Source organism: Streptomyces sp. NPDC091377, from assembly GCF_044757045.1.
Taxonomy (GTDB): Bacteria; Actinomycetota; Actinomycetes; order Streptomycetales; family Streptomycetaceae; genus Streptomyces.
Genome location: NZ_JBIVUE010000008.1, coordinates 183,693 through 198,491 on the forward strand (window position 1 = coordinate 183,693; position 14,799 = coordinate 198,491).

General features: G+C 71.8%; 10 protein-coding genes and 1 pseudogene. 6 read left to right on the forward strand and 5 right to left on the reverse strand.

Going from position 1 to position 14,799, the window contains the following annotated elements; genetic code table 11:
- Positions 1-38 precede the first annotated feature (38 nt).
- The 6 genes and pseudogenes from ACIQNG_RS19785 (at position 39) to ACIQNG_RS19810 (ending at position 4,973) form a co-directional block, all read left to right on the forward strand.
- The gene (locus tag ACIQNG_RS19785) at positions 39-1,841 is read left to right on the forward strand and encodes an SDR family oxidoreductase (RefSeq protein WP_401486750.1); all 1,803 of its coding nucleotides are present in this window, start codon (positions 39-41) and stop codon (positions 1,839-1,841) included.
- 179 nt (positions 1,842-2,020) lie between these two features.
- Positions 2,021-2,095 (forward strand): annotated as a pseudogene (locus ACIQNG_RS19790) (RNA 2'-phosphotransferase); the annotation flags it as partial.
- Positions 2,096-2,099: 4 nt separating this feature from the next.
- Positions 2,100-2,270, forward strand: a complete 171-nt coding sequence (locus ACIQNG_RS19795) for a hypothetical protein (protein WP_401486773.1) — start codon at positions 2,100-2,102, stop codon at positions 2,268-2,270.
- A gap of 175 nt (positions 2,271-2,445) precedes the next feature.
- Positions 2,446-2,910 carry a hypothetical protein gene (locus ACIQNG_RS19800; protein ID WP_401437225.1) on the forward strand — a complete coding sequence of 155 codons (465 nt, stop codon included), beginning with the start codon at positions 2,446-2,448 and terminating at the stop codon, positions 2,908-2,910.
- A gap of 43 nt (positions 2,911-2,953) precedes the next feature.
- Positions 2,954-3,856: an LLM class flavin-dependent oxidoreductase gene (locus tag ACIQNG_RS19805; RefSeq protein ID WP_401486515.1), complete on the forward strand. Its 903-nt coding sequence runs from the start codon at positions 2,954-2,956 to the stop codon at positions 3,854-3,856.
- A gap of 226 nt (positions 3,857-4,082) precedes the next feature.
- Positions 4,083-4,973, forward strand: a complete 891-nt coding sequence (locus ACIQNG_RS19810) for an HAD-IIB family hydrolase (protein ID WP_401486517.1) — start codon at positions 4,083-4,085, stop codon at positions 4,971-4,973.
- Between the two features lie 111 nt (positions 4,974-5,084).
- Here ACIQNG_RS19810 and ACIQNG_RS19815 read toward each other — a convergent pair whose 3' ends face one another.
- The 5 genes from ACIQNG_RS19815 to ACIQNG_RS19835 form a co-directional block, all read right to left on the reverse strand.
- Positions 5,085-6,140 (reverse strand): peptidoglycan DD-metalloendopeptidase family protein, encoded by a 1,056-nt coding sequence (locus ACIQNG_RS19815; RefSeq protein ID WP_401437234.1) that lies wholly within the window; start codon positions 6,138-6,140, stop codon positions 5,085-5,087.
- A gap of 223 nt (positions 6,141-6,363) precedes the next feature.
- Positions 6,364-7,959: a GAF domain-containing sensor histidine kinase gene (locus ACIQNG_RS19820; RefSeq protein ID WP_401486751.1), complete on the reverse strand. Its 1,596-nt coding sequence runs from the start codon at positions 7,957-7,959 to the stop codon at positions 6,364-6,366.
- Positions 7,960-8,418: 459 nt separating this feature from the next.
- The gene (gene cydD, locus ACIQNG_RS19825; protein WP_401486519.1) at positions 8,419-12,006 is read right to left on the reverse strand and encodes a thiol reductant ABC exporter subunit CydD; all 3,588 of its coding nucleotides are present in this window, start codon (positions 12,004-12,006) and stop codon (positions 8,419-8,421) included.
- Between the two features lie 98 nt (positions 12,007-12,104).
- Positions 12,105-13,109 carry a cytochrome d ubiquinol oxidase subunit II gene (gene cydB / locus ACIQNG_RS19830; RefSeq protein ID WP_401437968.1) on the reverse strand — a complete coding sequence of 335 codons (1,005 nt, stop codon included), beginning with the start codon at positions 13,107-13,109 and terminating at the stop codon, positions 12,105-12,107.
- A gap of 20 nt (positions 13,110-13,129) precedes the next feature.
- Positions 13,130-14,635 carry a cytochrome ubiquinol oxidase subunit I gene (locus ACIQNG_RS19835; RefSeq protein WP_401486521.1) on the reverse strand — a complete coding sequence of 502 codons (1,506 nt, stop codon included), beginning with the start codon at positions 14,633-14,635 and terminating at the stop codon, positions 13,130-13,132.
- Positions 14,636-14,799 lie beyond the last annotated feature (164 nt).

The following is a 14,799-nucleotide window of genomic DNA, read 5'->3' on the forward strand; positions in this document are numbered from 1 at the left end:
GTGTCGGGCGTATCAGGCGTGTGAGGGGCGTGACGGAAGTGACGGGTGTGGAGGGAGACGGGGGCGTGGAGGCCGTGGAGGGCGCGGGTCTGCTTCAGGGCGGGCGGGAGCGTCGCGTACGGACCGGTGGCGTCGACCTGTGTGTCGTCGAGCTGGGTGACCCTGCGGCGCCGACGGTGGTCCTCGTGCACGGCTACCCGGACAGCAAGGAGGTCTGGTCCCAGGTGGCCGCCCGGCTCGCCGACCGCTTCCACGTGGTGCTCTACGACGTCCGCGGCCACGGCGCTTCCACCGCGCCCGAACCGCTGCGCGGCGGGTTCACGCTGGAGAAGCTCACGGACGACTTCCTGGCCGTCGTGGCCGCGGTCAGCCCCGACAGGCCGGTCCATCTGGTCGGGCACGACTGGGGTTCGGTGCAGTCCTGGGAGTTCGTGACGGTCGAGCGCACGGAGGGGCGGATCGCGTCCTTCACCTCGATGTCGGGGCCGTCCCTGGACCACTTCGGGCATTGGATCGACCGGCGCGTGAAGCGGCCCACCCCGCGCCGGGTGGGGCAACTCCTCGGCCAGGGCGCCAAGTCCTGGTATGTGTACGCGCTGCACACCCCCGTCCTGCCCGAGCTGGCCTGGCGCGGACCGCTCGGCAAGCGCTGGCCGGGGCTCCTGGAGCGCTTCGAACGTGTCCCCGGCGACGGCTACCCCACCGCTTCCCTGCCCGACGACGCCGCCAACGGCGCCTGGCTGTACCGGGACAACGTCCGCCGCCGGCTGCTGCACCCGCGCCCCGACGCCTACGCGCACGCGCCGGTGCAGCTGATCACCCCGCTCGGCGACGCGTTCCTCTCCGAGCGGCTCTACGACGATCTGGAGCGGTGGGCTCCGCAGCTGACGCGGCGGACGCTGCCCGCCAAGCACTGGATCCCGCGCTCCCGGCCGGAACAACTGACGGCCTGGATCACGGAGTTCGTCACCGGCGTCGAGGGCGGCCGTCCGCGGGCCGGGGCCACGGGCCGGTACGCGGAGCGCTTCGGCGGACAGCTCGTGCTGGTCACCGGCGCGGGGAGCGGGATAGGGCGGGCGACGGCGCACGCGTTCGCCGAGGCCGGGGCGCGGGTCGTCGCGGTCGACCGGGACGCCGAAAGTGCCGCCAGGACCGCCGAGATGGCCCGGTTGATCGGGGCGCCGGACGCCTGGGCCGAGACGGTCGACGTCTCCGACGAACAGGCCATGGAGAAGCTCGCCGAGAAGGTCGACAGCGCATACGGCGTGGTGGACGTGCTGGTCAACAACGCCGGTACCGGGTTGGCCGGTTCGTTCTTCGCCACCACCCCCGAGGACTGGCGCAAGGTCCTCGACGTCAATCTGTGGGGGGTGATCCACGGCTGCCGTCTCTTCGGGCGGCGGATGGCCGAGCGCGGACAGGGCGGGCATATCGTCAACATCGCCTCGGCGGCGGCCTTCCAGCCCTCCAAGGTGCTGCCCGCCTACAGCACCACCAAGGCGGCCGTGCTGATGCTGAGCGAGTGCCTACGGGCCGAACTCGCCGGTCAGGGAATCGGGGTGACCGCCATCTGCCCCGGTTTCGTGAACACCAACATCACCGCGACGGCCCGTTTCGCGGGCGCCGGTCCGGAGGAGGAGAAGCGCCGCCGGAAGCGCTCCGCGCGGCTGTACGGTTGGCGCAACTACCCGCCGGAGAAGGTCGCGGACGCGATTCTGCGGGCTGTGGCGCGCAATGACGCGGTGGTGCCGGTGACCCCGGAGGCGCGTGGCGCACGGGCGCTGTCACGGCTGATGCCGGGCGCCCTGCGCGCCGTGGCACGGCTCCAACCACCGCTGTAGAAGCGGCACTTGCACAAACCCCCCAAATAGCACCCTTCTTGACGAACTACCCTGAAACCAATCAGCAGTTGTCCACAGTCCCCTCAATTCCCCTGTGGATAACCTCACTTGGCTGTGGACCAAACCTGGGGGCGTAAAACCGTATGCGTGATTCAGGTCTCGCCCGGCACCCTGGGGCGATGGACGAGAGACGGACCGTGAAGGTGTCGAAATATCTGTCGAAGCACCTTCGCCACCAGCCCGAGCGGATCGGGCACCGTGGCCCGCCATCGGCCGGTGGTGCTGTCCGTGGACGCCGGGGCGATGCACCGCGACGGGCAGGTGTTCCATGTCAGCGCGAACGGGGTCTGGCTGACCCGGGAGGTGCCGCATCCCCTGGGACACCTGATCCACCCCGGGGTGTTCCCGGCTCCCTCAGAGCACGGGTAGGTGGTGAACGCCAGTTCCGCAACCGCGTTGCGGAAGGCCGCGCTGACGTCCATGCGCATCAGTGCGTCATGGTCCACCTGACCGAAGATCGGCTCGGGGGACCCGGGCGGCCCCGGGTGGGAGAAGGACGAGGGCCCGGCGGGGTCGACGTAGCCATGACCGGCGATTTCGTCGCATGATCCTCCTTATGGACCAGGACCACCTCCCCACCACCGAGGCCGCCGTCACCGTGCTCCGCGAGATCGCCGCGGAGTACGCCCTTGAGTTCCATGTCACCCATGACATCGGCGCCGACCAGACCTCACGCCGCAGCGCGGCGGGCGTAGGGGTGGCGGCCGACCCCGACGGCTCCCTGCCCCATGAGGCGTACGTCGAGTTCGGCGGCAGCCCCCGGGTCGACGTCCGGCTCTTCCCCGAGGACGACGCGCTGATCACGGTGGAGGGCGTGGAGTTCCATGACGTCCCGCGCGACGACGTCCCCGCCTTCCTCCGGTCGGTCTTCGGCGGGCTCGCTTCCGTCCGGGGCCGGTTCTTCCCGCCCGGCCAGTACCTGATCGTGCCGCTGCCCGGCGACCGGACGTACAAGGAGTTGGTGACCTTGATCAGCCTGACCCCGTGGCTCAGCCGACATGTGCGCTGATCGTTTCACGTGAAACCAGCCGACCCACCTTAGGCTCGGTCCCATGAACCTGCACCTGAGCACCGTGATCCTTCCGCACCGCCGCTGGCAGGAGGGGGGCCGGGCGTCCTGGGAGCGGGCGGAGCAACTCGGTTTCCACACCGCGTACACCTACGACCATCTGTCGTGGCGCAGCTTCCGGGACGGCCCGTGGTTCGGGGCGCTGCCGACGCTGACGGCCGCCGCGGCGGTCACCGAGCGGATCCGGCTGGGCACGCTGGTCACCTCGCCGAACTTCCGGCACCCCGTGACCCTCGCCAAGGAGCTGATCTCCCTCGACGACATCTCCGGCGGCCGGATCACCCTGGGCATAGGAGCCGGCGGCACCGGCTTCGACGCCACCGCGCTCGGACAGGACCCGTGGACGCCGAAGGAGCGGGCCGACCGGTTCGCGGAGTTCGTGCCGCTGCTCGACCGGCTGCTGACCGAGGACTCGGTGTCGTACGAGGGGAACTACTACTCGGCGCACGAGGCGCGGAACATCCCGGGCTGTGTGCAGCGGCCCCGGCTGCCGTTCGCCGTGGCGGCGACCGGGCCGCGCGGGCTGCGGCTGGCCGCCCGGCACGGACAGGCGTGGGTGACCACCGGGGATCCCAAGCTGTACGAGGCGGGCACGCCCGAGCAGTCCGTACGCGCCCTGCGCGGCCAGGCCGAGCGGCTGGCCGACGCCTGCGCCGAGCTGGGCCGGGAGGCGGCCGGTATGGACAAGGTCCTGCTCACCGGGTTCACCCCGGACCGTGGCCGTCCGCTGGAGTCGCTGGACGCGTTCGTGGACTTCGCGGGGCGGCACCAGGAGATCGGCTTCACCGAGATCGTGATCCACTGGCCCATCCCGGACTCCGACTTCGCCGCGGACCAGAAGATCTTCGAGCAGATCGCGATGGAGGCGACGGCGCAACTGGGGTGACGGGGTCCACACGGAGGACGCGTTCCGCGCATCTGCGGCGCGAGGCACTCACCTCGGGCCGGATCCGCTCACCTCAGGGCCGTCCGCTCACCTCACGGCCGATCCACTGGCCTCAGGGCCGATCCGCTGGCTTCAGGGGCCGATCCGCTGGCCTCAGGGCCGGATCCACTCATCTGAGGGCGGGATCCACTCAGATGTGCGGAGTCTCGCACGGACGTGCTGGCATATGCGCGAGAATGACCGGGTGACCTCAGCGACTCGACAGCCCGAGACCCCGGCCGCCGCCGTACCGCCCCGGCTGATCGCCACCGACCTCGACGGCACCCTGCTGCGCGACGACAAGTCCGTCTCGCCGCGGACCGTCGCCGCTCTCGCGGCAGCCGAGGAGGCGGGGATCGAGGTCTTCTTCGTCACCGGCCGCCCCGCCCGCTGGATGGATGTCGTCAGCGACCATGTCCACGGTCACGGCCTCGCCATCTGCGGCAACGGGGCCGCCGTGGTCGATCTGCACGGCGGGCCCGGCGCCCACCGGTTCGTGAAGGTGCGCGAACTGGCGAGGAAGAACGCGCTGGACGCCGTACGACTGCTGCGGGACGCCGCGCCCGGCACGGTGTACGCGGTGGAGCAGACGTACAGCTTCAACCAGGAGCCGGCCTACCCCAAGCTGCACCTGGAGATACCCGACCGGCTGGCCCCCGCCGAGGAACTGCTCGGCGCGGACGGGCCGGGGGCCGGCGAACCGGTGCTCAAGATCCTCGCGTACCACCCCGAGATCGACCCGGACGCCTTCCTCACCGTCGCCCGCCTCGCCCTCGGCGAACGCGCCACCGTCACCCGCTCCAGCCCCAGCGCGCTGCTGGAGATCAGCGGTCCCGGAGTCTCCAAGGCCAGCACACTCGCCCTGTGCTGCGCCGAGCGCGGCATCTCCCACGAGGAGGTCGTGGCCTTCGGGGACATGCCCAACGACGTGGAGATGCTGACCTGGGCCGGGCAGTCGTACGCCATGGGCAACGCCCACCCGGACGTCGTCGCCGCCGCGTCGGGACGTACGGTCGCCAACAACGAGGACGGCGTGGCGGTCGTGATCGAGCGGATGGTCGCGGAGCGGGTGCGGTAAGCGGCGTGGACGGCGTGGTGCGGCTCACCCGTGGTGCGGCTCCCGGCGGCGCGGCCCACCGTGGCGCGGCTCACCCGCGGCGTGGCCTGACCCCGCGTCCCGTCGGCCGGCTCACAGTTCCACGCCCCGTTGGGCCAGCCACGGCACCGGATCCACCCCCGACCCCAGTTCCGGGGTGACGCGGACCTCGAAGTGCAGATGCGGGCCGGTGGAGTTGCCGGTCGTGCCCGCCTGGCCGATCCACCGGCCCGGCGCCACCCGCTCCCCCTGCTCCACCGCGACCGACGCGAGATGGGCGTACTGCGTGTAGTAGCCGCCGGGATGCTCAAGCACCACCTGGACGCCGAACGCCCCACCGCAGGACACCCGCAGCACCCGGCCCTCGCCGACCGACCGCACCGGCGTACCGACCGGCACCGCGAAGTCCTGCCCGGTGTGCCGGTGGGTCCAGCGCGCACCGCCGCTGCCGAAACCGGCCGACATCTCGTACCTCTCCAGCGGCGCGACCCAGCCCTCGGTCTCCGACGCCTCCGGCTGCTCCAGCCGTACCGCGCCCCGGCAGTTGCCCGCGGTGGCCGAGGTGTCGGCCTCGCCCTGCAACCGGTGCCGCGCCTGCGCCAGCTTGCTCGCGAGGTCCTTCTTCAGCACGGCCAGCTCGGCCGTGTGCCGCTCCAGTTCCTGCCAGGCGGTCGTCGCCTTCGCCCGGTCGGCGGCGAGCCGCTCCTCCGCGCGGACGCTCTTGCCGATCGCGTGGGTGACGGCCTGGTCGGCCTGCGAGAAGGCGTGCTGACCGCGCATCAGCTCCTCCGGGCTGTCCGCGAGCACCAGTCGCGCGGCGATCGGCAGGCCGCCCCCGTCGCGGTACTGGGCGCGGGCGATCCGGCCGAGGTCCTCGTGGAGCACGGCGATCTCCTTGCGCCGCTCGTCCAGCAGCCCCTCCAACCGCCGCGCCTCGGCCCGCTGGTGCGCCGCCTCGCGCCGGCCCTCCTCGTACTGCCGGGTCGCCGCCGCCGCGTCCGCGTACAACCGCGCCACCTGTGCGGCTGCCCCGCCGTCGCCGCCCGCCGAGCCTCCCGGCCCCGAGGAGCCGGTGGGCCGGGCCGCCAGCACCGCGACCGCACAGACCAGCACCGCAACGAGGAGGGGGTGACGGCGAGATGAGCGCATATCAGCGATCGTGGCCCGGCCGGGGGCCGAGGGCATGCTCAAGTCGTACGGCTGGGGGACGGCTGTCCTGCGGACGGGTGGGGCGTACGGCGGATCAGGGGCGCACGAGGAGGTGGGGAGGGGGTACGCCGACGAACGGGGCGCACGGGGATGAGCGGGCGGGTTTTCCGCCCCCGACGGGCGGGTTTCCCGCCCCCGACGCTCCGGCGCGGCTCGGCGTCGATCAGTACGGCGCCTCCCACACCACCGTCGTACCGGCTCCGTCCGGACCGATCCCCGGCCCGTACCCGCTGTGGCCGCCGAGGGACTCGGCCCGGCGCTGGAGGTTCCGCAGGCCGCTGCGTCGGCCGCCCTCGGCGATGCCGACGCCGTCGTCGGCGACGGTCAGCCGGACGCCCCGGCGGCCCTGCGACAGCGTCGCCGTCGCGTCCACCACGACGTCGATCCGTGACGCGCCGGCGTGCCGGAAGGCGTTGGACAGCGCCTCGCGCAGGGCGGCGATGAGGTTCCGCCCGATCACCTCGCCGACCAGGACGTTCACCGGGCCCACGAACCGGTGCGAGGGCCTGAACCCGAGCGGCACCGCAGCGGTGTTGATCTCCCTCAGCACCCGGGTGCGCAGCCCGGACGGCACCTCGGCCGGTCCTTCCCGGAGCGCGAAGATCGCCGTACGGATCTCCTGGATGGTGACATCGAGTTCGGCGACCGCCCTCCCGACGCCGTCCCGCACATCGGGCACCTGCGACCTGCGCTGCGCGTTCTCCAGCGTCATGCCGGTCGCGAACAGCCGCTGGATCACCAGATCGTGCAGGTCGCGGGCGATCCGGTCACGGTCCTCGAACACCGCGAGCCGCTCCCGGTCGCGCTGCGCCTCGGCCATCATCAGCGCCAGCGCCGCCTGCGAGGCGAAGGCGATCGCGAGCGTGCGTTCGGCCTCGGTGAAGGGCCGCTCCCCGCGCGCCCGGGGCATCACGAGGGTGCCGAGGACCCGGCCGTCGCTCTGGAGCGGCAGCAGCATCGTCGGGCCGTAGTCCCGCGCGAGCCCGGTGAGCATCCGCCGGTCGGTGGCGGCGTCCTCCACGAACACCGCGCGCCCGGCCAGGAGTTCGGCGACGATCTCGCTCTCCGGCGGGATGACGACGCCGAGCGCGCCCGGGCTGCGGTCGGAGGCGACGGCGACGATCTCCAGGCCGCCCTCGTCGGCGGGCAGCAGGACGAACCCGGCCGCCGACCCGGAGAGCCCACGGGCCTGTTCGGCGACGACCTGGAGGGCGTCGTCCTGGTCCTGCCCCGACAGCAGGGTGGTGGTGACGGCCACGGACCCGTCGATCCACCGCTCCCGCCGCTCGGCCGCCTCGTACAGCCGGGCGTTGCCGATCGCGATGCCCGCCTCGGTGGCCAGCACCCGCACCAGGCCGAGATCGTCGGCGGTGAACGGCTCCCCGCCGCGCTTCTCGGTCAGATACAGATTGCCGAAGATCTCTCCCTGGACGCGGATCGGCACCCCGAGGAAGCCGCTCATCGGCGGATGGTGCGGTGGGAATCCGCAGGAGCGCGGGTCGGTGCCGAGATCGGCGAGCAGGACGGGTTCGGGGTGGTGGATGAGCGCGCCCAGCAGGCCCCGGTGCCCGTCGGGCAGTCGGCCGATCCGCCGGGCGGTCTCCGCGTCCACCCCGTGGTAGACGAAGTCGACGAGTCCGTCCCGGTCCTCGGCCACGACCCCGATGGCCGCGTAGCGCGCTTCGGTGAGGGAGGCGGCGGTCTCGCAGATGCGGTTGAGCGTGGAGTGCAGTTCGAGTCCGCCGCCGACGGCCCGCATCGCCTCCAGCAGCCGGGGGATCCGCCCTCCCGCCACCACGCCACCCGACTCCCGGTCCCCGCCCGACTGCCGGTCCCCGCCCGGCTGCCGGTCCCCGCTCCGCTTCCGGTCGCCGCCCGGCTCCCCGTCCCCACCCGGCTGCCGATCCCCGCCCGGCTCCCGGTCCCCGCTCCGCTTCCGGTCGCCACCCGACTCCCGGTCCCCGCTCGACTCCCGGTCCCCGCCCGGCTCCCGATCCCCGCTCGACTCCCGGTCCCCGCCCGGCTGCCGATCCCCGCCCGGCTGCCGATCCCCGCCCGGCTGCCGATCCCCGCCCGGCTCCCGGTCCCCGCTCGACTGCCGGTCCCCGCTCGGCCTCCGGTCGGGAGGCGGGGAGCCGGGCGGCGCGGTGTCGGACATGCTCCGAGGGTAGTTAGTCCCCTTGATCCCGGAAAGTCGAGAGCCAGGGACCCAGCCCCGCTACCCGACCCCGACCAACCCCTCCGTCTCGGCCTCCCGCACCGCCAGTTCCCGCAACGGTCCCTCCACCGCCACCAGCTCGGCGTACGTGCCCCGCTGCACCACCAGCCCCGCGTCCAGCACGACCACCTCGTCCACGGCGTCGAGCCCGGCCAGTCGATGGGTGATCAGCAGGGTCGTACGGCCCTCGGTCGCGGCCAGCAGATCGGCGGTCAGCGCGTCGGCCGTCGGCAGATCGAGATGCTCGGCCGGCTCGTCCAGGACCAGCACAGGGAAGTCGGCGAGCAGCGCGCGGGCCAGTGCGAGCCGCTGCCGCTGGCCGCCCGACAGCCGCGCCCCGTGCTCACCGACGAGGGTGTCCAGCCCCTCGGGCAGACCGTCGGCCCAGTCCAGCAGCCGTGCGTGGGAGAGCACCTCCCGCAGTTCGGCGTCGGTCGCGTCCCGCTTCGCCAGCAGCAGGTTCTCCTTGACCGAGCTGTCGAAGAGGTGCGCGTCCTGCGCGCACAGCCCGACCAGCCGCCGTACGTCGTCCCCTGCGAGGGCGTACGCGTCCACCCCGGCCAGGGTGTACCCGCCGGCCTCGGCGTCGAGGAACCGCAGCAGCACCTGGGCCAGCGTGGTCTTGCCCGCCCCGGACGCGCCGACGACGGCGATCCGCCGTCCCTCGCCGAGGGTGAGGTCGACCTCGGCGAGCGCGGCCCGGCCCTGTCCGGCGTACCGGGCGGTGAGCCCCTTGAGGACGATCGGGAACGGTGAGGCGGGCGCCTGCCGGGGCCGCTCGGGTTCCCGTACCGGCTCCGGCGCGTCCAGCACCTCGTACACCCGCTCCGCGCTCTTGCGCACCCGCTGCCGGAACCGGACGGCGGTCGGCAGGCCGAGCACGGCCTCGAAGGCGGCGAGCGGGGTGAGGACGACGACGGCCAGGAGCAGCCCGTCGAGCCGGCCCGCGGCCACCGCCTGGACGCCGACCAGCGCGGCGGCGGCCACCGTGAGGCCGGTGATCAGTGCGATCAGCCCGTCGCCGAGCGCGGTGGCGGTGGCGGCGCGCGAGGTGATCCGGGTGAGGACGGAGTCGGCCTCGCGGGTCTTCGCGGCACGGGCGGGCAGGGCGCCCGCGACGGTGAGTTCGGCGGTGCCGGTGAGCAGATCGGTGACCCGGGTGGCCAGTTCGCCGCGCGCGGGGGCGAGCCGGCGCTCCGCGCGCCGCGACACGGCCCCCGTGATCAGCGGCACCCCGGCCCCGGCCAGCAGCAGCCCCACCGCGAGCACCGCGCCCGCCTCGGGCAGCAGCCAGGCCGTGAAGCCGACGGACCCGGCGCAGACCACCACGGCGGAACCGGCGGGCAGCAGCCAGCGCAGCCAGTAGTCCTGGAGCGCGTCCACGTCGGTGACCAGCCGGGACAGCAGATCGCCGCGCCGGGTGCGGCGCAGCCCGGCCGGGGCCAGCCGCTCCAGCCGCCGGTACACGGCGACCCGGGTGTCCGCGAGCATCCGCAGCACCGCGTCGTGCGAGACCAGCCGTTCCGCGTACCGGAACACCGCCCGGCCGATGCCGAAGGTCCGGGTCGCCGTCACGGCCACCATCAGATACAGCACCGGCGGCTGCTGCGAGGCCCGGGAGATCAGCCACCCGGAGGTCGCCATCAGCCCTACCGCGCTGCCCAGCGCGAGACTGCCGAGCAGCAGCGCGAGTCCGAGCCGACCGCGCCGGGCCCCGGACATCTCGCGGACCCGGGTGAGCACATGGGCCGCCCGGCCCTCGCCGGTACGACGGTCCTCCGGCCCCGCGTGCTCCTTCTCCTCCACCACCGCCCGGGCGCCCGGGACTCCGTCGAACGGCCACGCCTCGGCGGCCGGGACCTCCCCGCCGACGACCGACTGCGCGGACGCACCGCCCGCCGTCGAGGACACGGCAGCCGCCACCGCCGCCCCTGTCTCCGCCGCCGGTTCGGTCCGCGCGGCCTCCGTCAGCCGCACCACCCGGTCCGCCACCCCGAGCAGCGCCGGCCGGTGCACCACCAGCAGCACGGTCCGCCCGGCCGCGAGCCGCCGTACGGCCCGTACGACCTCGGCCTCGGTCTCCCCGTCCAGCGCGGCCGTCGGCTCGTCCAGCAGCAGCACGGGCCGGTCGGCGAGGAACGCCCGGGCCAGCGCCAGCCGCTGCCGCTGCCCCGCCGAGAGCCCGGCCCCGTCCTCCCCGAGGACGGTCTCCACCCCGTCCGGCAGCGCGTCCACGAACTCCAGCGCCCCGGCGTCCGCGAGAGCCTGCCGTACGGCGGTGTCGTCGGCGTCGGGCCGGGCGAGCCGGACGTTCTCGGCGATGGTCGCGGCGTACAGGTGCGGGCGCTGCGACACCCAGGCGATCCGGGACCGCCACTGCTCGATGTCGATCCCGGCGAGGTCGGTGCCCCCGATCCGCACCCGCCCCTCGGTCGGCCGCACAAAGCCCAGCAGCACATGGAGCAGCGTGGACTTGCCGACACCGCTCGGCCCGACCAGGGCGACCGTCTCACCCGGCGCGACGGTGAAGGAGACCTCGGAGACGGCGTCGGTGGTGCGACCGGGGTAACGGACGGTGATGTCCTCGAAGGACAGGGCGCCCTCCGGGACGGCCCCCGTACCGGCTTCCGGCACCGGCGTCTCCAGCACGGCGAAGATCTCCTCCGCCGCCGCCAGCCCCTCGGCCGCCGCGTGGTACTGCGCGCCCACCTGCCGCAGCGGGAGATACGCCTCGGGCGCCAGGATGAGGATAACGAGACCGACGTAGAGGTCGGATTCACCGTGGACGAGCTGCATGCCGATGGTGACGGCCACCAGGGCGACCGAGATGGTGGCGAGCAGTTCCAGGGCGAAGGAGGAGAGGAAGGCGATCCGCAGGGTCCGCAGGGTCGCCTGGCGGTACTCGCCGGTGATCCGCTTGATCGAGTCGGCCTGTGCCTTGGCCCGGCCGAAGACCTTCAGGGTGGGCAGACCCGCGACCACATCCAGGAAGTGCCCGGACAGCCGGGACAGCAGCCGCCATTGGCGGTCCATCCGGCTCTGGGTCGCCCAGCCGATCAGCACCATGAAGACCGGGATGAGCGGCAGGGTGCCGACGATGATCGCGGCGGAGACCCAGTCCTCGGTGACGATCCGCGCCAGCACCGCCACGGGCACGACGACGGCCAGCCCGAGCTGGGGCAGATAGCGGGAGAAGTAGTCGTCCAGGGCGTCGATTCCGCGGGTCGCGAGGGCGACCAGTGATCCGGTCCGCTGGTCGCTCAGCCAGCCGGGGCCGAGGGCGGCGGCCCGCTCAAGCAGTCGGCCCCGCAACTCGGACTTCACGGCCGCGCTCGCCCGGTGGGCGGCGAGTTCGGTGAGCCAGGAGACCAGCGCCCGGCCGGCCGCGACGGCGATCAACAGCAGCAGGGGAGTGCGCAGGTCGCCGACGGAGAGCCCGTCCTGGAAGGCTCCGACGACCACCTCGGCGATCAGCATGGCCTGGGCGATGACCAGACCGGCCCCGAGCACACCGAGGCCGACGATGGCCACCAGGAAGAGCCGGGTGGCGCGCGCGTAGCGCAGAAGGCGCGGATCGATCGGTTTCACGTGAAACAGGCCCTTCGGTCCGATCGGCGGTGAATCGGGGTCGAGGGGGGTGTCTCGGGGTGTTTCACGTGAAACATCCGAGACACCCCGGCGCCGGACTAGTGGACGGGATCGGCGATGTGCTGTGTGCCGATCCGCTTGCGGAACACCCAGTAGGTCCAGGACTGGTAGAGCAGCACGACCGGTGTGGCGATCGCCGCGCACCAGGTCATGATCTTCAGGGTGTAGGGGCTGGACGAGGCGTTGGTGACCGTGAGGCTCCACTCCGCGTTGAGCGAGGAGGGCATGACGTCCGGGAAGAGCGAGAGGAACAGCATCGCGACCGCGGCCACGATGGTCACGCCCGAGAAGGCGAACGACCAGCCCTCACGCCCCATCTGGTTGGCGCCCAGGGCGGCGACCAGCGCCACGACCGCCACGATCATGGCGACCAGGCTCTTGCCGTCACCGTCGCGCAGTTGCGTCCACAGCAGGAAGGCGACCGCCGCCACGGCGGTGAGCGCTCCGACCCGAAGCGCCAGCTTCCGCGCCCGCTCCCGGATGTCACCGACCGTCTTGAGCGCCGTGAACACCGCGCCGTGGAAGGTGAACAGGGTGAGCGTCACCACACCGCCGAGGAGGGCGTACGGGTTGAGCAGATCCCAGACGTTGCCGACGTACTCGAAGTTCTGGTCGATCTTCACTCCGCGCACGATGTTGCCGAAGGCCACCCCCCACAGGAAGGCCGGGATCAGCGAGGTCCAGAAGATCGCGGTCTCCCAGTTGCGCTGCCAGTTCTCCTCGGGTCGCTTGGCCCGGTACTCGAAGGCCACGCCCCGGACGATCAGACAGACCAGGATGATCAGCAGGGGCAGATAGAAGCCGGAGAAGAGGGTGGCGTACCACTCGGGGAAGGCGGCGAAGGTGGCGCCGCCCGCGCTGAGCAGCCAGACCTCGTTGCCGTCCCAGACGGGTCCGATCGTGTTGATCAGGACCCGCTTCTCGGGCCGGTTGCGGGCGAGCAGCTTGGTGAGCACGCCCACCCCGAAGTCGAAGCCCTCCAGGAAGAAGTAGCCGATCCACAGGACGGCGATCAGGACGAACCAGACGTCGTGCAGTTCCATGACTGTGCAGCTCCCTCGGCCTAGTAGGAGAAGGCCATCGGCTTGTCGGCGTCACGGGAGTCGCCGCCGATCTTCGTGGGCGGGTTGAGGTCGGCCTCGGTCAGCTCGGGCGGTCCGGCCTTGACGTACTTGACCAGCAGCTTGACCTCGATGACGGCGAGGATCGCGTAGAGCGAGGTGAAGACGATCATCGAGGTGAGGACCTCGCCCTGGGAGACCCCGGGGGAGACCGCGTCCCGGGTCTGGAAGAGCCCGTAGACGACCCACGGCTGGCGGCCTATCTCGGTGAAGATCCACCCCCAGGAGTTGGCGATCAGGGGGAAGGCCAGGGTCCAGATCGCCAGCCGCCAGTACCACCTGGTGAGGCGGGTGCCGAGCGGGCTGCGGAAGAGCACCAGATGCGGCACCTCGTCCTCACCGGTGCGGTGCGCCCGGGGCAGCAGGAACTTCCTGCGGGTCAGCCACAGCCCCAGCAGACCGATCATGAGCGAGGTCATTCCGAAGCCGATCATCCAGCGGAAGCCCCAGTAGGCGACCGGGATGTTGGGCCGGTAGTCGCCGGGCCCGTACTTCTCCTGCTCGGCCTTGTTCACATCGTTGATACCGGGCACGTAGGAGCTGAAGTCGTTCTTGGCCAGGAAGGACAGCAGGCCGGGGATCTCTATGGCGACCTTGTTGTGGCCCTCGTCCACATCGCCGTAGGCGAAGATCGAGAACGGTGCCGGCGCCTCGCCGTCCCACAGGGCCTCGGCCGCGGCCATCTTCATCGGCTGCTGCTCGTACATGATCTTGCCGAGCGTGTCGCCGCTGACCGCGGTGAGCAGTCCGCCGATCGCCACGGTGACCAGGCCGAGCCGCAGCGAGGTCCGCATCTCGCTGATGTGCCGCTTGCGCACCAGATGGAAGGCGGCGATACCGACCATGAACGCGCCACCGGTGAGGAAGGCCGCCGACAGGGTGTGGAATGCCTGCGCCAGTGCTGTGTTCTGGGTGAGCACCAGCCAGAAATCGGTCAGCTCGGCCCGGCCCCGCTCACCATTGATCTTGTAGCCGACCGGGTGCTGCATCCACGAGTTGGCCGCGAGGATGAAGTACGCCGAGAGGACCGTGCCGATCGACACCATCCAGATACAGGCCAGATGGATCTTCTTCGGCAGCTTGTCCCAGCCGAAGATCCACAGGCCGATGAAGGTCGACTCGAAGAAGAAGGCGATCAGGGCCTCGAAGGCGAGCGGCGCCCCGAAGATGTCCCCGACGAAGCGGGAGTAGTCGGACCAGTTCATCCCGAACTGGAACTCCTGCACGATGCCGGTGACCACACCCATCGCGATGTTGATCAGAAAGAGCTTGCCCCAGAACTTGGTCGCCCGGAGGTACTTCTCCTTCTCGGTGCGCACCCAGGCGGTCTGCAGTCCGGCCGTGAGCGCGGCCAGGGAGATCGTCAGGGGGACGAACAGGAAGTGGTAGACGGTGGTGATGCCGAACTGCCAACGCGCCAGGGTCTCTGGCGCCAAAGCCAATTCCACGTCGTCAGTCTCCTTACATCGCCGCGGACACAGTGGCAGTTTGCCCCTTTCACCCCACCCATCAGGGGAGCAACCAGGACACGCTTGTGAACGCGTTCACATTCACAAGCCATTATGACGTACCGATTTTCGACTCTTGACAGGGGGTCCCCCTTGGTCTCCCG